Here is a 20095-nt window from a genome sequence, read left to right on the forward strand (position 1 = left end):
GAGCATTTAGCGAATCAAACACAGGATCCAAAAGCTAAGGTGTTGGTAGAGACACTTAACCAAGCCACCAGTCAGTTTTTGGATAATGACAAGTCACCAGGGCGTAAACTCGGTGAGCTGGATAACCGTGGTAGTCATTTCTATTTGGCGCTTTATTGGGCGCAAGCTTTAGCTAAGCAGTCACAAGATACACAATTACAGCAGACCTTTAAGGCGGTGGCGCAAAGCATGACCGAAAACGAAGCCCAAATTTTAGCCGAACTGAAAGAAGCACAAGGTCAACCAGTAGAGTTGGGTGGTTATTATCATCCAAACGAAGCCAAAACTTATGCCGTGATGCGCCCAAGTGCCACACTTAACCGCATTATTGATGGTTTATTAGCTTAAGTTTCGTAAACAAATCGCAAAAAGGATGACGCATGGCGATATCAGCGTTGGCGGGTCAGGTGGCACCGTTTGAGTTGTTGGAGAATATTCCTAAATTAATGGTGGATTATTATGCCCTGAAGCCGGACGTATCGAACGCAGCTCAAGCGGTTGCCTTTGGTACATCTGGCCATCGAGGCTGTGCCAGTAACGCCAGTTTTAACGACGATCACATTGGGGCTATTTGCCAAGCTTTAGTTGAATATCGCGCGCAAGCTGGCATTAATGGTCCGATTTTTGTCGGTATGGATACACATGCCTTGTCAGAAGCCGCGCACACTACTGCGATTGAAGTATTTGCCGCCAATCATCTCGATATTATTATTCAAGGTCGCGGGCGTTATACGCCGACGCCAGTAATTTCACATGCGATTATCCGCTTTAACCGAGGTCGGAGTAGTGGACTGGCAGACGGCGTGGTGATTACGCCATCGCATAACCCGCCGCAAGATGGCGGTTTTAAATACAATCTAGCCAACGGTGGTCCGGCGGATACGGATGTTACCAATTGGATTCAACAACGCGCAAATCAAATTTTATTGCAAGGTGGACGCGATATTCGGCGCATGAGTCTGAATTTAGCGCTTGCTTCGGGTCGCGTAAGGTCTAACGATTTAATTCAACCCTATGTTAATAGTTTGGCTGATGTGATCGACATGTCGCTTATTGCAGACTCTGGCCTTAAAATCGGGGTTGATCCAATGGGTGGTGCGGGAGTCGATTTCTGGCAACCCATCGCGCAAACCTATCATTTAGATCTTGAAATCGTGAATTCAAAAGTTGATGCAACCTTTGGTTTTATGAGTGTGGATAAGGACGGCAAAATCCGCATGGATTGTTCGTCTCCTTATGCGATGGCAGGCTTGATTAAGCTTAAAGATCGGTTTGACATCGCCTTTGGTAACGATCCGGATGCTGATCGACATGGTATTGTCACCCCAACTGGCGGTTTGATGAACCCAAATCATTATCTCGCGGTGGCGATTCAATATTTATTTACCCATCGACCTGATTGGTCGGCAAAGGCTGGTGTGGGTAAAACCTTGGTGTCGAGCTCTATGATTGATCGAGTGGCGCAAAGCATGGGCCGATCTTTGGTAGAAGTGCCGGTTGGTTTTAAGTGGTTTGTACCAGGCCTGGTAGATGGTTCATTGGGCTTTGGTGGTGAAGAATCTGCTGGCGCGTCTTTTCTAGATAAACAAGGTTTGACCTGGAGCACGGATAAAGACGGCTTGATTATGAACCTACTGGCGGCGGAGATCACCGCGAAAACGGGGCAAGATCCGTCTCAACATTATCAAAAACTGACTCAGCAATTTGGCGCGCCGATTTACACTCGAATTGATGCAGCAGCGAACCGCGAACAAAAAATTAAATTGAGTCAGTTAAATGCGAATCAAGTGACGGCTACTCAGTTAGCAGGGGAACCAATTAGTGCCAAACTCACGCATGCACCGGGCAATGGCGCCGCCATTGGTGGTTTAAAAGTGACGACTGAAAATGGTTGGTTTGCCGCACGACCTTCCGGCACAGAGGATGTATATAAAATTTATGCTGAGTCATTTAAAGATGAGGCGCATCTTCAGCAAATTCTGCAAGAAGCCCAACAGCTGGTGGATGCTGTGCTGGTTTAAGAGGGCGTGACGCTGTGCTGGTTATAGGCCAGCAAGCGCCAGTATTAGTGAATGTAACGTAACAATGGCAGGCCCGCGTTAACTAGATCGGTTTCGGCCGTTTGCACCATCGCCCAGGCACCACATAAATAAACGGTCGCTTGGCTTAAGTCAGGGTTTTGTTGAACCGCAACTTCATGTACTAAACCCTTTTCGCCAGTCCATGCGGGATCGTTTTCAGATAACACCGGAATGTAGCTGAGTTGTGTATCTTGCGCGGCCAAGGTTAACAAGCGGTCGTGAATGTAAAACTCTTCAATATGACGTGCACCCCAGTAAAGCTTGGTGGGTTGGCTTAAGCCCTGTTTTAAGCGTTGTTCCAGCAACGCTTTGATTGGCGCAATGCCTGTGCCCCCTGCAATGTAGAGATTCAAATCGGTTTCATGTTGCAGCTTCATTTGTGGCTTAGGGCCATCTGCCCACAAGGTATCCCCCACTTGAACTTTAAATAAACGTTGCATCCATTCAGTTTGATCTAAATTACGTACATGCAGTTCTAATAAGCCGTTATCCTGTGGTGCATTGGCGATGGAGAAAGGCTTGGTTTCGTCTTGATCCAAACCTAGCATTAAATAATCGCCGGCTTGATAACTGAAGATGCTACTTGGCTCAAGGAAAAGCTGCATGATGTTGGCGGTTAGATGGTTAACGCGCTGAACCTTCAAAGGATGCATATTGTTTACCGTGTTGGTTGTCATAGTGTGAGAGCTGCTTTTAAAGTTTAAATTCGGTCCAAACCGGTGCATGGTCGGATGGCTTTTCCATGCCTCTTACGTCATAGGCAATGCCGGAATCAATCACCAATTCATTGACTGGTTTGGTCGCTAATAAAGTGTCTATTCTTAGGCCACGTTTTGGTTCATCGTCAAACCCTTTAGAGCGATAATCAAACCAGCTAAATAAATCATTGCGGTCAGGGTGTACTTTACGATAGGTATCGTATAAACCCCAGTCCAAAAGTTTTTGCCACATTTCGCGCTCTTCTGGTAAGAAACTGGTTTTACCCGTTTTAAGCCAGCGCAAACGATTGGCTTCGCCGATGCCGATATCGATGTCTTGTGGCGAAATATTAAAATCGCCCATCAATACCAAGTTTTGATCGGGTTGGCATGCATTATTTAAATAGGCCATCAAATCAGCATAAAAAGCTTGTTTTGCTGGGAACTTAATTGGATGATCGCGGTTTTCGCCCTGTGGAAAATAGCCATTTAATACACGTATATTTTCACCACTTGGTGTCATAAAGTCGCCAATAATCATGCGGCGTTGTGCATCGTCTGTGTCAGTCGTCCAGCCTTTTTGCAGTTTGGTGAGTTGCAATTCAGGCTTATAAAGTAAGGCCACGCCATAATGCGTTTTTTGACCGGAAAATTCAGCTTTGTAGCCTAAACTTTCAATATCCGCTAGCGGAAATTCGTGATCTTGCACTTTGGTTTCTTGCAGGCCGATAATATCGGGTTGGTAGCGTTCGACCAATGTTTGCAATTGATGTTGGCGCATACGTACGCTATTGACGTTAAATGACACAATCTTCATTTACACAACCTTGTTTTGCCGTAAAAGATCGCAAATTATACCATAGCCAAACAGCCTGACTTGGCTGGGATTTGGTATCATAAGCCTTTTGATTTAGCTAGGATAACAACATGAGTCGAGTCTATCGTTTGGTGATTTCTTGTCCCGATCAGGTCGGAATTGTAGCCAAGGTGGCAATGTTTATCGCGGATCAGGGCGGCACCATTGTTGAAGCCAACCATCATACCGATGCGGGTAACGGTTGGTTCTTTATGCGCCATGAAATTTTAGCCAGTTCGTTGCCTGAAGGCCTTGAGGTGTTTAAAGCCAAGTTCAAGCCGATTGCGGATCATTTTAATATGACTTGGTTTATGACGGATTCGCAACAGCCCAAAAAAATCGCCTTATTTGCGAGCAAAGAGTCGCATTGTCTGGCGGACTTGATGTATCGCTGGCACGAAAAAGATTTGCCGGGTGAGATTGTTTGTGTGATCGCTAATCATGATGATTTACGCTCAATGGTCGAGTGGTATCAGATTCCGTTTCATTATGTGCCGGTTACACCTGAAACTAAAGCGCAAGCGTTTGCCGAGTCCGATCGCTTAGTTGCACATTATGAAGCGGATGTGGTGGTGTTAGCGCGCTATATGCAGATTTTACCGCCGAAAATGTGTCAGGATTATGCGGGTAAAGTGATTAATATTCATCATAGCTTTTTACCGTCTTTTGTAGGCGCTAAACCTTATCATCAGGCTTATGAACGTGGCGTTAAATTGATTGGCGCTACTTGTCATTATGTTACCGAAGAATTGGATGCCGGCCCGATTATTGAACAAGATGTGATTCGCGTATCGCATGCGCATAGTATTGAAGAAATGCGTCGCCAAGGGCGTGATGTAGAAAAAACCGCGTTAGCACGGGGTTTACGTTTTCATTTAGAGGACCGCGTTATTATCCACGGCAATAAAACGGTGGTGTTTTCAAATTAATATCCCAGTCTGGTGGATGTTAGGGCACTAAATAGGCTGAGTGGCATTTAAGACTCTGGCGCAGCTGCGTTTCAATGGCACTTCGTCCTGCTAGTTTATGCTGACGTGCGATCGTTTGCCAATCGTATTTTCTAACCACTTTATCTAGCCAAATAGTTTGCACCAGTTGAGGTTGACTGAGTAGCCAATTTGCTTGATTCAGGGCCCAATGCCATAGCTGTTGGCTGACGGCTTCATAGGGTGTGTGTTCATTTATATAGGCCTTTAAAAGCATTGAATGCGCTGCGACCTGGCTACTTGTGTTTTCACTTAGCAAATGCCAAACTAAAGACTCTGGCAAGGAGTGAAAGTGTTCAATCAAGTTATGCGGCAGTTGGGTTTGGAAAAGTTGTTGGCAGTTTTGTAATAAAGCATTGGCATGTCGACTATATAACATGACCAAGTTATGCGTTCCACTGGCTTTATCACGCTTAGCACCTAAATGAGCCGATTTAAATCCCTGTTTACGCCAAAAAAGATAGAGCTCTTGTGTGACACCAAAGCTCACGCTAAGCCAGTCAGCCTGAGTGTTTTGCTGCCACTGCTGAATCAATTGGCTTCCAATTCCTAACCCTTGGACTTGTGGGTGAACAGCTAATCGCATAGCGCGCTCACTAGGTTGATTTAGCAGGTCATCCTGCGCACTAAAACGCCTTAGAAGCTGTGGCACTAGATGTCCCTTAACTCGTCGGCTGGGGTCAATAGTCGGCAAGTGACCTTCACTGCACGTTAATAACACACCGACTAATGCCGAAGTGTGGGCGTCGGTTTTCCAATAAGCGAGCTGGAGTTGTAACCCTGGTGCAGATAACCAATGTTGTAAATCGGCAGGCGAGGTTTGGTAATGTGCATCGACAAGTAAACTAAATGTTTGAGCTAATTCATCGCTTGAAAGTTGGCTAGGCAGACACGTCTGAAATTTTAGCGTTAACGGCTGAGAGGCGAGTTTAGAGTCATCAGCTATATCATGGAGCTCAGCATCAAGCAGTAAGGTTTGGTTGATGGCTTTTTCGAGAGGATCATTTGCGTGCCAACGAATTGGCTGACTCAAACGTGTCAAGTGCCAGCCGGGAAAACACCGACTTAAGAACGGCTTAAATTTCAGGCTAAAACCCCGCCCTGAACCTTCATAACCATGTTGAGTGGTCGCCATGATCACTCTAGGATAGAGATGAACGATCTGTTCCAACACCGGTAATGGCAAATGGGCCGCTTCATCAAGCATTAATACATCAATGTCAGACGTATTATGAATTAAATCATCGGGCGCTTTAAAGCTTAGGGTTTGGTTTTTAGTTTGGAGTCCACTTTTTGTATAGTCGACACCCAGTATTTGAGCCGCGCGTTTAAAAGCTAATTCACATTGCGCAAAACGGGCGCTACTGATCACAATGTGCTGCTTACCTTGTTGTAATAGACGTGCTGCGGCCTCACCAAGCAAGGTCGTTTTTCCACGACCCCGATCAGCCTCTATAATTAAAGGACGTTTTCGGTGACCAAATGCAGCTTGTTCTATCGCCACCAAAGCTTGTTGTTGATCATGACTCAATCCATCAATATGTGGATGATTTAGGGTTTGTTCGTGGTTTAAGTTTAAGCTGAGGGGCTGATTTTGCATAATCCAAGCCCCATGAGATTTTAAGTGGCGATACAAGTGGTCATTAAATTGGTACCAGGCCTGCTGGTAACTATATGGGTGACTCATAAAACGTTGGTTTGCCGGATTGGCTTGGTTGAGCCAGTCGTCGATTGGCGGAATTAACAACCATAAAAGTCCTCCCGCTTGAATCATGCCAGCGGCCACACCCAAGGCATCCGCATCAATGCCAGACTCTGCACAAAAGATAGCGCCGGGTATTTCTTGTCCAAGATGGTTTTGTAACTTTTGGGCTGTTTGATACTCTGGCAATAAGCTTGATTCGCCAAACCATAAAGCGCTTGATGATTCGAACTGCTTCAGTAGGTTAAGCCGCCAAGTAAGGTCGCCGCAAAGTACGATTAGTTGACGATGGCGCACTTGCAATAAGTGCGCTCTAAGAGAGGGGATAAGTGTTTCGATCGTGAGCAAGATTTAGACTGATTAACCTGTTTTGAGTTTAGAAAACAAGTGTCACACCAGCAAAGTAGCCATCGATTTTCATATCGACATCGATGTCACCGATTTCATCTGTTTTTAATGATTGAACACGATAACCTGCTTCAATACCAAGTTTTAAGCCGAAACTGGTAATGTCATATCGTGCTTTTAAAGTGGTGTCGTTATAAATAGAGCCGAGCGTTTTAATGTCAGCACTTAAGCTCAAGGGCAAAGCCGGGATGTTAGCTTGAGCCGCTAAATAGCCTACTGGGATTGTTCCATCTAAGTCGGTGGTTTTACTATTTGTACCATCTTTAATGGTCAAGTCACCAGTAAATTGCTTGGCACCCAAACCATAATTTAGACTGACAACAGGAAGTGGAATGCCCCAGTAGAGCAAAACATCTACTTGGTCTAAGTTTAAATCCGTTTCGTGATTAGCAAAGGTTGTATTTAGATAGGTCACGCTTTGGCTGCCATTGCCACTACTGCTGACTTGGGTTGATTCAAGACGGATGTTTGGTATCACAGGTAAAGGATGGTTAAAATAAAACCAGACGTAATTATTGTTACTTGCATCCAAGCCCGTGTCTTTTTCAACATCAAATTCGTTATTATTGGTCGTGACAGTTCCCACCGGACCTGATGTCCAGATGCCTGTTCCTAGACCTGCACCTAATATATCCGCTTGGGCTTGAGTTGAAGCCAATAAAACCGTTAAGGCAAGGGCATATTTTTTCATGATTCATCCACCTTCTGTGTTGTTGTCATTTATTATAACTCAAACTTTTTCATTTCAAAATAAAAAAAGATAATTAGAATTTTGATGAGCCATAAAAAAGAATTTATCGAACTTTGCCGAAGCGCATTTTAGTGGAGCCCGGCTTGTGAATTCGTTATTAAACAACTTGAGATTACTCAATTTATCAGGCCAATCTAAAGGCTCAGATCATCTATGTTTAGCCGAGGTTGGGGTGTCGGATTTTCAACAGTATTTTGGGTTGGTGGTTTTATGGTTAGCGAAAGCCGATCCGGCCGCAAAATTGCACTATGTGATTTTTGATCAGCGACCCAACTCAAATTCTAAATCGCAAACGGCAAAGTTGGCTAAACCGCAAACTGTATCGGATGACTTATGGGATGAATGGTTAGTTCAACATCCAAAAAACCTACCAGGTTGGCAGCAATTTAGTTTGTTAAAGGGTCGCGTGCAAATAAGTGTGTACTTTGGCGATCTACTACAAGGCGTGACGGACTTAGATATAAAGGTGGATCGTTGGCTATTGTGGCCTAAAAATGAGTCGGATAAAAAATTGTTTGCAACCAGTGGTTTCATCAGTCAACTGGCTCGCCAAAGTCAATCGCGTGCGCAGTTGGTTAGTATGTATCAACAAGCCGATTCAATTCGTAACTATGAAAAATGGGGCTTTCAAGTTTTAAGCAATCAAGCTAATAGTGGGTTACTGATACAAAAAAATAGTGAGCGCCGCTTTGCTTCTAAAATGCCTTGGTTTGATCGGCCGCCCGCTTTCAAAGAGCCTGGGCATGTCATTGTTGTTGGTGCTGGTTTAGCGGGTGCAAGTGTGGCTTATGAATTGGCTCAAGTGGGTTGGGTCGTCACGGTGTTAGAAGCCAAAAATAAAGCCGCAGATGGCGCATCCGGAAATTTAGCCGGAGCTTTGCATCCTTTAGTGACGGCAGATTGGAATTTACGCAGCCAATGGTATTGGCAAGGTTTACAAGCCACTTTGGCGCGGGTTAAGCCTTGGCTGGCGAACAAAAAAATTCAAGGTCAGCTTAACGGATTGTTGCATTTGGCGGTGGACGACAAAAACTTTCAACGTATGCAAGATGCACTGGAGAGAGTTGTATTGCCAGCCGATTTTGCATACTGGGTGGAGGCGGATCAGGCTAGTGATTTATTAGGTGGGGCGGTATCGCAGGCCGGGTTATTTTTTCCACAAGCTGGTTGGTTAAATCCACCCTCGGTTGTGGCGGCGTGTTTAGACCATCCAAAAATTGAGGTGGTCTATGAGCAAAGCGTGCAAAGTGTGGCACAAGGCATCGATTGGACCGTACAAACACAAAACCAAATTTGGCGAGCTGATGCATTGGTATTAGCCGAAGGCGCTTTGCCAGGCCTGTTGGATTCATTGCCAATTCGGCCTTTAAAGGGCCAAGTAACAAACTTGAATTCAAACCACCAGGCCTGGCGGCTTAAAAGAGCCGTGAGTCATTTAGGCTATTCGTCACCGGCACCCGATAATAAGGCTGTTACTGGCGCAACGTTCGAGGCCCCCAGTTTAGACCCGACGGTCAGTATGCAAGGCCATCAGCTTAATTTGAATACTGTCAAAAATAGCCTACCAGATTGGTTGGATGTCGACTCTGAAACTCTAACGGGCCGTGTCGGGTTTCGTCCAACAACGCCTGACCATTTGCCGATCATCGGTGGCGTGGCGGATCAGGATTGGTTGAACTCCGCTTATTTAAGTCAATCGCATACTCAGGCGATTTTTAAGTATCCAGCCCAGCAGTATCAGAGGGGACTATATGTCAGTAATGGGCACGGCGCGCGCGGATTGATGTCGGTTTTTTTGGCCGCAAAAATCATTTGTGCAGATATGATGGGAGAGACTATGCCGGTTGTCCCCTCGCTTTATGCGGCGACACATCCAGCGCGTTTCAAAATACGAGATTGGCGACGCCATGGTCCGCTTGATTGATCAAGGAGTGAGACGTTTTTTGTGTTAAAATTCAGTTAATTCTTATATAAGATGATCAAAATGGAGAAAGCTCCCAGGAGGACATCATGAGATATTGGATTGTTTTAGGCCTATTCGCTGTGTTGGTTGGCTGCGCCCAAAAACCCGTTCAACAGGCCGAGCCACAAGGTTTTAATGAAGGCACTGGTTTAACCTTAATTGAGTTTGATACCTTAGCACCAGGCCTGGTGGATGAGATGTTTGAGTTTAATTGGCTGGCTAATTTTGAGCAACGTCATGCTAGTCAACCTACGCTTATGATTGGTGAAATCGAAAACAATACTGGAGAAATTTTAGCGCGTTCAGATTTTATTCGAACGCTTGAAAGGCTGTTACTTGAATCAGGCAAAGTCAAACTGGTTCAGAATAATAAAAATGAAGCAGACTTTATATTATCGGGTAGAATTCAACTCGATATTGAACGCACCGAGTTGCGCCGAGTAGCAAACTATGAGTTGCACTGGCAACTTGAGAACACCCATACAAACAAGCAAGTCTGGTCTGCGATCAATCGGCTGCAAAAAGTGCAGGAAAAACAGATTCCATAACAAGCTGATTTCTCAGGAGAGACCTACCTATGTTTGGACGTTTATTTACACTGCTCATTATATTGGCGGTGTTATCCCTAGCTGTGATGTTTAATTGGTTTGATGCCCGTGATTGGGTGTCAGACGGGCTAGATTGGATTCAAGCTATGTTTGAATCCTTATCGCAAACGGGTGACCGTTTACAAAGTTCATTTGAATCAACGCATTAAAGGTTACATAAAAATATGAAAAAGATGGTCAAAGCGGCAGCATTGAGTTTAGCATGTTTAATCACAACGTCAGTCAGCGCCAATCAGGTAGGGTTAAGCGTTAAGCTTGCAGATGAAAGTGCGCGTATCGGCATGTTGAGCGAAACAGAGTGGATGCAAGAAATTTATCGTTTTGAAGCCGGTTTTCAGTACAACGAAAATAAAGACTACTTAGTTGATACTTCTATTCTTTATACGAATAAAGGAACGTTTGACCCCAATCTGGATGTTGGGTTCCGCGCAAAGGCGGCTTTAGCAACCTTAGACGAAGCAAACGAAACCACTTATGGCGCAATGCTAGGTATTTATGCACGTTATTGGTTGCCGACTCCAGTGCCATCCGCGCTGGTAGGTGAATACCTCAATAGTCCACAAATCATTACATTTGGTGATGGTGAGTCGATGGAAGAATATTCATTAAGAGGCCAAATTCAGCTTTTAAGAAACCTAAATGGTTTTGTCGGTTATCGTTACTTCTCTATTAAAGGTGATGTGGCTGATGTAGATTTAGAAGATGGTTGGCACGTAGGTATTGAATTATCCTTCTAATACCAGCCCAGGTTGAATCTACACCTAAGTATATTGAATTTAGAGCAGTTTGATAGGATCAGCATGACAAGTATGTACAAAATGACGTCGCTCAGTCGACGCAAATTTTTAGTCGGCGGTGCAACAGCACTAGCCACAGCATCTGGATTGCACGCAATCAATGCGCAAGCATTGGATTCTTCAGCGCGAATTGTGATTGTCGGCAGTGGCGCCGCCGGCATAAGTATCGCCAATCGTTTGGCACGTGTGCTCAAAAATACCAAAATTACGATTGTTGATCGTAAAGAAACTCACTATTACTGGCCAGGCTTGACGTTAGTAGCGACTGGCGCTTGGCCTAAAAGTGATGTGTTAGATCGCAATAGTCGATTTATTCCTGAGCAGGTCGATTGGGTTAAGGAAATGGTAATCAACTTTGACCCTGAGTCCAAAAGGGTTGAAACTGACACGGGTCGACATATTCAATATGATTATTTGGTGGTGGCATCAGGTGTCGAGTACAACTATCGTGCAATTGAGGGTCTCGATATTGAGGCTTTTGGTCAAAATGGTCTAGCCAGTGTGTACCATAGCCCAGATGTGGCCGCGTTAAGTTGGGATGCGATTAAAAAGTTTTCCGAACAAGGCGGAGATGGCATTTTTACCTTGCCTAAAACGCCGATTCGTTGTGCGGGCGCACCACTTAAAATGGCTTTTTTGGCGATTGATCGTTTAAAGCAAAATGGCGGTTTTGATCAGGCAAACTTAAACTTCTATTCCGCCACCCAGAACTTATTCGGCTTGCCTTGGTTTAATGACTTTATTACGCAGCGTTATAAACAAGAAGGCATGCAGATCGGCCTTGAAACCGAGTTAACAGCCGTTGACATCGGTGCACGCAAAGCGACCTTTAAAAAGGCCGATGGTCAAACCTTTAATCAAAGCTATGATTTATTGCATGTTGTCCCCCCTATGCGGGCTCCATCCTCAGTACGTTATTCGGATTTGGCTTGGCCGGAAGACAGTGCCATGGCCGGTTGGTTAGCGGTCGATAAAGATACATTGCAACATGTAAAATACCCAAATGTGTTCGGTTGCGGGGATGTGAATGGCACACCGCGTGGTAAAACCGCTGCTACCGTAAAAATGTCGGTACCAATAGTGGTTGAAAACTTATTAGCCGTGATTGCAGGCAAGGAGCCTAAAGCTCGATTTAATGGTTATACATCTTGCCCTTTGTTGACTAAATTTGGTGCGGCCATGCTGATTGAGTTTGATTACAACGGCCAGTTAGTTCCGACCTATCCGTTTATCGATCCTTACAAAGAATCTTGGTTGGCTTGGGTGATGAAAGAGCAACTACTTAAACCCACGTATCTGCAAATGTTGAAGGGCCATGTTTAAATGAGCGAGTTAAACTTAACTTTTTTTATGTTACTAGGCTATGCTCAAGCTCATTGGTTCGTTATTAGCCTGTATGTGATAGGTGGAGCAAGCCTAAACTATTTGGCTTGGACGCAAAAAGGCAAAGCCAAGTTTTTTCAACCTTTAGTGATTGAGCAAGCGCTCATCGGATTAGCTGGCGTCTTTGTTTTACTTTTTTTGACGATTCCTTGGATGACAGGATCAAGCCTATTTCTATTAGGCTATTGGGCGGATTGGGTGCTTTTGTTTCTAATGGCGGTTGGCTATAGTGTCGCGTCGTTGTTTTGGAGCTACCCTCTGATCCGGCTCTATCATATCTTCAAACCGGTTGAACCCAAGTAGTTAACGCTCGCTTTTGAGTAACAGAAATGTCTGTTTAAGCAGATAAAACTTGTTGCTTAAAGTGATCAATTGGTACCGGCCGACTGAATAAGTAACCTTGAAAAAATTCACATTTATAACTGCGCAAAATATCAAACTGTTGTTGATTTTCAACGCCTTCGGCAATTACGCTCATATTAAACTTTTGTCCAAGTGACATAATAGCTTGCACCATAACGGCATCCATTTGGTCATCGACTAAATCACGGATAAAGGATTGGTCAATTTTGATTTGGGAGAGAGGCAGTTGTTTTAAATAAGCCAGCGAAGAATATCCTGTACCAAAGTCATCCATTGAAAATTGAATGCCTAATAGGCGTAGCGCGTTCATTTTAGAGATAGAATCTTCTCGGTGGCTGAGCAGCACACTTTCGGTTAGCTCTAGTTTCAACATAATTGGGTTAATTTCATATTGAGATACGAGTTGACGAACTTGTTCGACAAATTGCGGGTGTCTTAGTTGTTTGGCACTGATATTGACCGCCAATTGAATTAAACATAACTTAGGATCATGTCGCCATTCAGCCAGTTGTTTGCAAGCCGTTTCCAATACCCAGTTGCCCAGGTTTAAAATTAACCCCGTTTCCTCAGCAAGCGGAATAAACAGGCCTGGTGGTATAAAGCCGCGTTGCGGGTGTTGCCAACGTAGCAGGGCTTCAGCCCCTAAAATTCGGCATTGAGCATCTACCTGAGGTTGATAATAAACTTCTAATTGTTCTTGCTCGATGGCTTTACGTAAATCTTGTTCCAAGCTGGCACGTTCGTCTAGCTGAGTTTGCATTTCTGGGTCGAATAGACGAACCTCATTGCGGCCAGAGGCTTTGGCTTGGTACATGGCCATGTCTGACCACTTGAGTAAATCTTCGAGCGATTTATCATGATCTTGAAAAACCGTTAAGCCCATGCTGCTACTAATGGTGTACTCAATTTTATCGGTATCGGCGTCGATTTCGATAAAATAAACTTGTCCGAGCGACTCGCGGATTTTCTCTGCAACGTGTTTGGCTTGCTGAGCCGCTTTCATGGCTTGTGAATCCAGCTCAGTCAGTAAAATAACAAATTCATCGCCGCCAAACCGCGCAACGGTATCACCGCTCCGAATGCAGGCTTGAATTCGCTTAGCCACATCTATTAGCAATTTGTCCCCAACATGATGGCCATAGCTATCATTTAAGACTTTAAAGTGATCTAGGTCTAAAAATAATAAGGCGGCATGAAATTGACGACGGTCGGTTTGTGCCATAACCGTTTCAAGTCGGTCGATTAATAAGCGTCGATTGGGTAGGTTTGTTAAAGGGTCGAAAAACGCTAGGTTCTGAATCTGTTGTTCGGCTAAACGTCGTTGGGTTATATCTTGCACAACTGCTACAAAATTTCGAATTTGATGTTGCTGATCTTTGACAGGGGTAATAGTAACTTCTTCATAATATAGGTCGCCATTCTTGTGCGTTTGTTGAAGTACGCCATGCCAAACCTGACCCTCGCGCACGACCTGTTGTATTTGTTCATAGAGTGTTTTATCTTGGTCACTGACATCATCTGGATGATAAAGTAGCTTACCTTTAACTTCATCGGCACTATAGCCGGTAAGCTGACTATAGGCTTTATTTGCCCAGATGATGATGCCTTGGTGATCGGTGATAGCAATGGCGTTAGCGGCATAGTTTAAAGCAGTATCGTGTAATTTAAGGCGCTCCTCGAACTGTACCCGTGAGGTACTGTCGTGAATGATGGAAAAAAGTCGAGTTTTACCATTAATTAGGACCGGTGAAGAATGCACATCTACGTAGCGCTGTTTACCATTAGCAAGTCGATGCGTGAATACAAAGTAGTTGCGTTGCTGCAAAGCCGCCAAGTTACGTTCTTTGGCAAGCTCTTGATCACTAAGTGTGTTAATTTGGCTGAGGTTCATGTGTCGCAGCTGTTCAATTTTATAGCCATAAAAATCTGCAGCAGCTTGGTTGACATCAATAATTTCACCAGTTGGTGGGTCGACTAGCAGCATGGGTGAAGCGTGTTTTTCAAACATTTGACGAAAGCGCTGTTCGCTTTCAAGTAAATCATGTGTTCGACGTTCTACCAGGTCTTCGAGATTTTGGTTTACGGTTTGTAATTTTTGATTTAACTGCGCGCGCTCAAATGCGATCCGACTGGAGCGGCGATTGTAATAGATTAAAAACCCGCTCAATAGCAATAACACACTGCCGATCATTGTTAGCGCTAAAATAATGCGATTGCCATAACGTTGAAAAATATCATGCCAGCCAAAGTCTTCACGTGGCAGCACATCCAAACGCAACATAACCGCTTCAATCGCCTGATAATTCCCTGCTGGTGAAAACCCGTAAATTTCGGCCTGTAAAGCGGCTGGATGATCAGCTGATAGGTTTAATAAACTTAAACTGAGTTTTTTGTTTAAGTCACCATCGGTGTGGGCGCTGGCGGCGAATGGCCATTCAGGATAAAGTTCGGTTGAGTGCACTTGAGGAAAACGACTGTCGGTTTTCGGTTCAATCAGTTTTATTTGTGACCAGTTGAGTGCGCCCTCTTTAATCATGGCTTCGAGTACACCTGTGCGAACAAAGGCGACATCGGCTTGCTTGTTGAGTACCGCTTTAACGACTTTATCGTGAGGCATGCCTGTAAATAACAAATCTTGAGGGTGATAGTTTTGCTTAAACATTTCCCAGCGTTGCATTAAATAACCGCCAAATGAATCTTCAAAGGTTGCGGCGATGCTGGCTTGCTCTATATCGGCTAAGGTTTTGATCGTGCTGGCATCTCTGCGCGTGAAAATGACGCCGCCAAACTCGGTTACAGGGATACCTTGCGCAAGCGGCATTAAGGTTAACAAGGGTTTTAGGGGTGTTTGGTGGTTTAGGCGCGCATAATGCTGAGGATTGGTTAAGACATAATCAAGTGATTGTTGATGCATGGCATGATTAAAGTCTTCATAAAAGAACACATTCAGTTGCCATTCATGTTCAGGTAAGGTTTGATTAAGGTAATCAATGAGGGGTTGCCAGCGTTGTTGCGTTTGTTCAACAGAGCGGAAAGCCAACACGCCAACTTGGATTTGGCTTCGCATGGATGGGCTTGAGTCAGCCATAACCCATTGAGAGGTGCCTAATGCTAGGAATATACAACCCCATCTAACTAAATGTTTGAAATAGAGCAAGCTACTCCTCCAGAAACCACCCGTGTGCAAATTAAACATTTTGTAAGAGCTTAAACGTCACGTCAACTGCAAAAAAATTTAAACTTAATATTTATGATTTGGCTTAAGTTTTTAATGAAATTTTTTGTTAATAAAACGGCTAAAGGGTTTGGGTTTTTGATTCTGGCACCCGTGTCAGTTTGGCTTGCAAGCGACAATAAAACCTCTATGATATGAACATCATTACTATGTGACGCGATAACTATTAGGAGCCGATGAATGGTGCAGGTATTAAGGTTTGGTTTAATTATTATTGGTGATGAGATTTTGTCCTCTAAGCGACAAGACCGCCATTTAGCCAACCTGAATGCGCTATTAAAACCCAGGGGGCTGGCGTTAAGTTGGGTGCGTATCTTAGGAGATGAGGCCGAGTTATTGGTCGATACTTTAAAACAGACTTTTGCGAGTGGAGACCAGGTGTTTTGTTGTGGTGGTATTGGCGCCACGCCGGATGATCGTACCCGACAAAGTGCAGCTAAGGCCTTGGGTTTAGCTTTAAAACCTCAGCCGCAAGCGGTAGCGGAAATTGAAGAGCAATTTGGTGAACAAGCTTATCCGCATCGCATACGCATGGCAGAGTTTCCTGAGGGGGCCGCGGTTATACCTAATCGTTTTAACCGAGTTCCTGGTTTTTCAATTCAACAACACTATTTTATGCCAGGATTCCCACAAATGGCGCAACCCATGATGGAATGGGTGCTGGATACCTACTATGCCGATGCTAAGCAACCCCCAAGCGTTGAAAAAGCGATTCGTTTATTAGATGGCGCTGAATCCGAGTGGGTAGAATTTATGGAAGCTTTCGAGCATCAATATCCCAAGCTGCGATTATTCAGTTTGCCGCACATTTCTGCCGAAGGCCGACGCAGTATTGAGCTCGGCATTGAAGGTGAAGCGACGCTGGTCGAAATGGGTTTAAACACTATTGTGGAAGAGGTCAACAAACGCCAGCAGGCTTGGGAACCCCTCTAAATGCAATCATATGATGTGGTGATTATAGGTGCGGGTGCGGCTGGTTTGATGTGTGCAGCGCAGGCTGCTTATCGAGGGCGACGCGTCCTAGTGCTTGATCACGCACCCAAAGCGGCCGCTAAAATTCGCATATCGGGAGGCGGTAAATGCAACTTTACCAACCTGAATGTCAAGCCTGAAAACTACATTACACACAACCCCCACTTTGTTAAATCGGCCTTAGTGCGTTATCCATCGAGTCAATTTATAGAGTTGGTTGAGCGTCATGCAATTGAGTATGAAGAGCGTGATCATGGTCAGCTTTTTACGCGACAAGGAGCGGGTCAGATTATTCAAATGCTACGCCAAGAGTGTGATTGGGCGGGCGCACATATTCAGCTCAATACGCATATTAAGCAGGTAGAAGTACAAGAGTCGGCGGGGTTTTTAATTCAGAGCTCCGAAGGCACTTATGTCACTCAATCCTTGGTGATTGCAACCGGTGGACTGGCTTATCCTAAGCTTAAAGCCAGTGATTTTGGTTATAAAATCGCACGCCAGTTTGGTTTAAACGTAATGCCATCACGACCAGGCCTGGTGCCTTTAGTGTTTAAGTCAAGTTGGCAAGACTGGTTTCGTGAACTTAGCGGCTTAAGCATGGATGTGGAAATTACGACAGCGGGACATCATTTCCGTGAAGCGATGTTAATTACCCATCAGGGTATAAGTGGCCCCGCTGTCTTACAGGCCTCTAACTATTGGCAACCTGGGCAAGCGATTGATATAAACTTATTACCTGAAAAAGATGCCCTAACCGAACTTAAACAATTGAAGTCGCAGTCTCAAAGCCTAAGCAAATGGTTAAGTCAACTCACCACCAAGCGTTTCAGCCAGGCCTGGTTGACGAGATATCCTTTGAATAAACCCTTAGCCGAATGCAGTGAAAAATTGCTGCAAGAATATGCGCATGGCTTAAGCCAATGGCGGCTTTACCCAGAAGACACAGCCGGGTACGATAAGGCCGAAGTATCATTAGGCGGTGTGGATACAGATGAAGTGTCCTCCAAGACATTTGAATCCCATAAACAGCCAGGCCTGTATTTTATCGGCGAAGTACTCGATGTGACCGGGCATTTGGGTGGATTCAATTTTCAATGGGCCTGGGCATCCGCCGTAGCCTGTGCACAAGCTTTATAGGAGAAAAGATGAACTTGTTGAATTTAAACACCGAAGATCGCGCTATTTTTGCTAAAACCTTGGCCAACTTAATTGGTGAACATAACATGGATCCAAATGAGGTGTTTTTGAACGTATTGGAAAGCACCGAAGCACCGGATATGAACTATTGGATGAGTCTGGTTTTATTAGAAGAACATGGTGTCGATGGCCAGCAGGTGCTAGATAAAGATGCCGCAGGTGAAGGGGTTAAACCCTTGCAAGCCGCATGTTTATTGCAAAACTTGGGCGTTGTTGCTGCCCTATTAGAACAGCAAGCTTATCAAGGCAGTGTAGTCGATCGAGAGTTTCAGTTGTCCGCTCGCATTGCCTCTAGGCATGAAGATCAAGCCTTGTTAGGCGTGTTAATGAAGTATGCGCAAGAGCGTAATGAGCTTGAATGGATGATGAAAGCTTTGCAAAGCGCGCAACTACAATAATACAAAGCCCAAACTTAAGGGCTTTGTTGTGTTTGTTTAACTCTATTCAGTCAAAACAGCTGTAATCTTGGGCTTTACGGTAATGGCTTGCATCATATTTGCGTTGCTGTGGTGTCATTTTAAATAATGCCCACAACATAGTGTAATAGCCGGCGGTTTCAAAAAACTCCTCAAAAAATAGCCCATACTCATCGGTTATCCAAGCGCGGTCAAAAATGCCGCCGGTAAATAAAAATACGGCCGCCAAAAGCATCAGCCAAAAATAGTTGGTTTTCATAAAACACAGGCCACTTTGCCATGCGAACATCAAATAACGTAAGCTATAGACGATAAAGGGTAAAAATAGCAGGCTGGTAATGACCGCTGAACCACTAGGGGATGATAGATAAATCAACCAATTTGGAAAGTCGGTGTCTCTTAATTCAAGTTCTCGTAAGAAAAAGCCGAAGCTTAATAAACTGAAGCCAATGCTGATATAAATGAGTTTCTTCTGTTTGTGAGTGAGAAGATTTATTAGAGCCAATACGAAAGCTAGTGCAATCAATACAAGTTGAATACTTTCATAGAGGCCGTTTTCAGCCGCTAAATCTGGACGTGTGGTAAAAACCAGGCTTAAACCGACAAAGAAAACGATAGTGAAGAATAAAAAAATGGTGTTTAACATATAGCATCCTAAAATTTTATCGCGATAGTGTAATATTTATTACACAAATGTGACAGAAAAATTAATCACTTAATTGACGATAGTTTTTAACTATTAAAATTATTAATATATTTAATTTTACTAATTGCTAATAGATCACTAAACTAGCATCCAACCGAATAAGTCGGTTAAAATTTTTAGCTGATTTTTTAAACTCAATGGAGATAAGACATGGCATTACCAAATAAAGAAGGTCAACGCGTTCCTAACGTTACATTCCCTACTCGTCAAAACGGTGATTGGGTTAATGTGACAACTGATGATTTGTTTAAAGGTAAAACAGTCGTTGTATTTTCACTTCCGGGTGCATTTACGCCAACTTGCTCTTCAACTCACCTGCCACGTTATAACGAATTAGCGCCGGTTTTCTTTGAAAATGGCGTCGACAGCATTGTATGCATGTCAGTAAACGATACTTTTGTTATGAATGAGTGGGCGCAAGATCAAGAAGCCAACAACGTGATTCTAATTCCTGATGGCAACGGCGAGTTCTCAGAAGGCATGGGTATGTTGGTTGACAAGACTAACCTAGGTTTTGGTAAGCGTTCATGGCGTTATTCGATGTTGGTGAAAGATGGCGTAGTTGAAAAAATGTTCATCGAGCCAGAAGTAGAAGGTGACCCATTTGAAGTGTCTGATGCCGACACCATGTTGAACTACATTAACTCAAGTGCGAAAAAACCACCAGTCGCGACTATTTTCACTAAAACAGGCTGCCCATTCTGTGCAAAAGCGAAAGCCGCATTAGAAGACGCGGGTATTAAATATGAAGAAATTGTCATCAGTAACAGCGGTGTAACCTCTCGTACTTTACGTGCTGTAGCCAACCGTGACACAGTGCCACAAGTGTTTATTGAAGGTAAACATATTGGTGGTTCTGATGATTTAGAAGCTTACCTTAAAAAATAAGCTTATAAGTGAGCTCAAGGGATAACCACCAGGCCTGGTGGTTATC

General features: G+C 44.2%; 19 protein-coding genes. 13 read left to right on the plus strand and 6 right to left on the minus strand.

Annotated elements, in window-relative coordinates; genetic code table 11:
- Positions 1-387: NADP-dependent isocitrate dehydrogenase (locus VIM91_RS07345; protein WP_331864169.1), on the plus strand; the 387-nt coding region annotated here is incomplete at its 5' end.
- 32 nt (positions 388-419) lie between these two features.
- Positions 420-2060, plus strand: coding sequence for a phosphoglucomutase (alpha-D-glucose-1,6-bisphosphate-dependent) (gene pgm, locus VIM91_RS07350; RefSeq protein ID WP_331864170.1), 1641 nt, complete (start codon positions 420-422; stop codon positions 2058-2060).
- A 44-nt stretch (positions 2061-2104) separates the two neighbouring features.
- On the opposite strand, the gene VIM91_RS07355 is transcribed toward pgm, so the two are convergent.
- Complete coding sequence (locus VIM91_RS07355; protein WP_331864171.1) at positions 2105-2797, minus strand: FAD-binding oxidoreductase; 693 nt, start codon at positions 2795-2797, stop codon at positions 2105-2107.
- 16 nt (positions 2798-2813) lie between these two features.
- The gene (xthA, locus tag VIM91_RS07360; RefSeq protein ID WP_331864172.1) at positions 2814-3635 is read right to left on the minus strand and encodes an exodeoxyribonuclease III; all 822 of its coding nucleotides are present in this window, start codon (positions 3633-3635) and stop codon (positions 2814-2816) included.
- Between the two features lie 110 nt (positions 3636-3745).
- Between xthA and purU the strand changes: the two genes are divergently transcribed.
- A complete protein-coding gene (gene purU / locus VIM91_RS07365; RefSeq protein ID WP_331864173.1) occupies positions 3746-4603 on the plus strand; it encodes a formyltetrahydrofolate deformylase in 858 nt (285 codons plus the stop codon).
- Between the two features lie 19 nt (positions 4604-4622).
- Here purU and VIM91_RS07370 read toward each other — a convergent pair whose 3' ends face one another.
- Positions 4623-6659 carry a GNAT family N-acetyltransferase gene (locus tag VIM91_RS07370; protein ID WP_331864194.1) on the minus strand — a complete coding sequence of 679 codons (2037 nt, stop codon included), beginning with the start codon at positions 6657-6659 and terminating at the stop codon, positions 4623-4625.
- A gap of 79 nt (positions 6660-6738) precedes the next feature.
- A complete protein-coding gene (locus VIM91_RS07375) occupies positions 6739-7461 on the minus strand; it encodes a TIGR04219 family outer membrane beta-barrel protein (RefSeq protein ID WP_331864174.1) in 723 nt (240 codons plus the stop codon).
- 145 nt (positions 7462-7606) lie between these two features.
- Here VIM91_RS07375 and mnmC point away from each other — a divergent pair, with 145 nt between their 5' ends.
- The 6 genes from mnmC (at position 7607) to VIM91_RS07405 (ending at position 12575) form a co-directional block, all read left to right on the plus strand.
- Positions 7607-9445, plus strand: a complete 1839-nt coding sequence (gene mnmC / locus VIM91_RS07380) for an FAD-dependent 5-carboxymethylaminomethyl-2-thiouridine(34) oxidoreductase MnmC (RefSeq protein ID WP_331864175.1) — start codon at positions 7607-7609, stop codon at positions 9443-9445.
- 86 nt (positions 9446-9531) lie between these two features.
- Complete coding sequence (locus VIM91_RS07385) at positions 9532-10032, plus strand: hypothetical protein (RefSeq protein ID WP_331864176.1); 501 nt, start codon at positions 9532-9534, stop codon at positions 10030-10032.
- Positions 10033-10061: 29 nt separating this feature from the next.
- The gene (locus tag VIM91_RS07390) at positions 10062-10241 is read left to right on the plus strand and encodes a hypothetical protein (RefSeq protein ID WP_331864177.1); all 180 of its coding nucleotides are present in this window, start codon (positions 10062-10064) and stop codon (positions 10239-10241) included.
- 15 nt (positions 10242-10256) lie between these two features.
- Positions 10257-10829 carry a YfaZ family outer membrane protein gene (locus VIM91_RS07395; protein WP_331864178.1) on the plus strand — a complete coding sequence of 191 codons (573 nt, stop codon included), beginning with the start codon at positions 10257-10259 and terminating at the stop codon, positions 10827-10829.
- 63 nt (positions 10830-10892) lie between these two features.
- Positions 10893-12212: an FAD/NAD(P)-binding oxidoreductase gene (locus VIM91_RS07400; protein ID WP_331864179.1), complete on the plus strand. Its 1320-nt coding sequence runs from the start codon at positions 10893-10895 to the stop codon at positions 12210-12212.
- Positions 12213-12575, plus strand: coding sequence for a glucose transporter (locus tag VIM91_RS07405; protein ID WP_331864180.1), 363 nt, complete (start codon positions 12213-12215; stop codon positions 12573-12575).
- A 34-nt stretch (positions 12576-12609) separates the two neighbouring features.
- Here VIM91_RS07405 and VIM91_RS07410 read toward each other — a convergent pair whose 3' ends face one another.
- Complete coding sequence (locus VIM91_RS07410; protein ID WP_331864181.1) at positions 12610-15723, minus strand: EAL domain-containing protein; 3114 nt, start codon at positions 15721-15723, stop codon at positions 12610-12612.
- Between the two features lie 327 nt (positions 15724-16050).
- On the opposite strand from VIM91_RS07410, the gene VIM91_RS07415 reads away from it, so the two are divergent.
- The 3 genes from VIM91_RS07415 to VIM91_RS07425 are packed head-to-tail and all read left to right on the plus strand — an operon-like array spanning position 16051 to position 18437.
- Positions 16051-16803: a competence/damage-inducible protein A gene (locus VIM91_RS07415; RefSeq protein WP_331864182.1), complete on the plus strand. Its 753-nt coding sequence runs from the start codon at positions 16051-16053 to the stop codon at positions 16801-16803.
- Positions 16804-17979 (plus strand): NAD(P)/FAD-dependent oxidoreductase, encoded by a 1176-nt coding sequence (locus VIM91_RS07420; RefSeq protein WP_331864183.1) that lies wholly within the window; start codon positions 16804-16806, stop codon positions 17977-17979. It abuts the gene before it with no gap.
- A gap of 8 nt (positions 17980-17987) precedes the next feature.
- Positions 17988-18437: a hypothetical protein gene (locus VIM91_RS07425; RefSeq protein ID WP_331864184.1), complete on the plus strand. Its 450-nt coding sequence runs from the start codon at positions 17988-17990 to the stop codon at positions 18435-18437.
- Between the two features lie 46 nt (positions 18438-18483).
- On the opposite strand, the gene VIM91_RS07430 is transcribed toward VIM91_RS07425, so the two are convergent.
- Entirely contained in the window at positions 18484-19101 is a 618-nt protein-coding gene (locus tag VIM91_RS07430; RefSeq protein ID WP_331864185.1) for a hypothetical protein, read from the minus strand.
- A 210-nt stretch (positions 19102-19311) separates the two neighbouring features.
- On the opposite strand from VIM91_RS07430, the gene VIM91_RS07435 reads away from it, so the two are divergent.
- Complete coding sequence (locus VIM91_RS07435) at positions 19312-20049, plus strand: glutathione peroxidase (protein ID WP_331864186.1); 738 nt, start codon at positions 19312-19314, stop codon at positions 20047-20049.
- Positions 20050-20095: the final 46 nt, after the last annotated feature.

The sequence above is a fragment of the Thiomicrospira sp. genome (genome assembly GCF_036568485.1).
GTDB lineage: Bacteria > Pseudomonadota > Gammaproteobacteria > Thiomicrospirales > Thiomicrospiraceae > Thiomicrospira.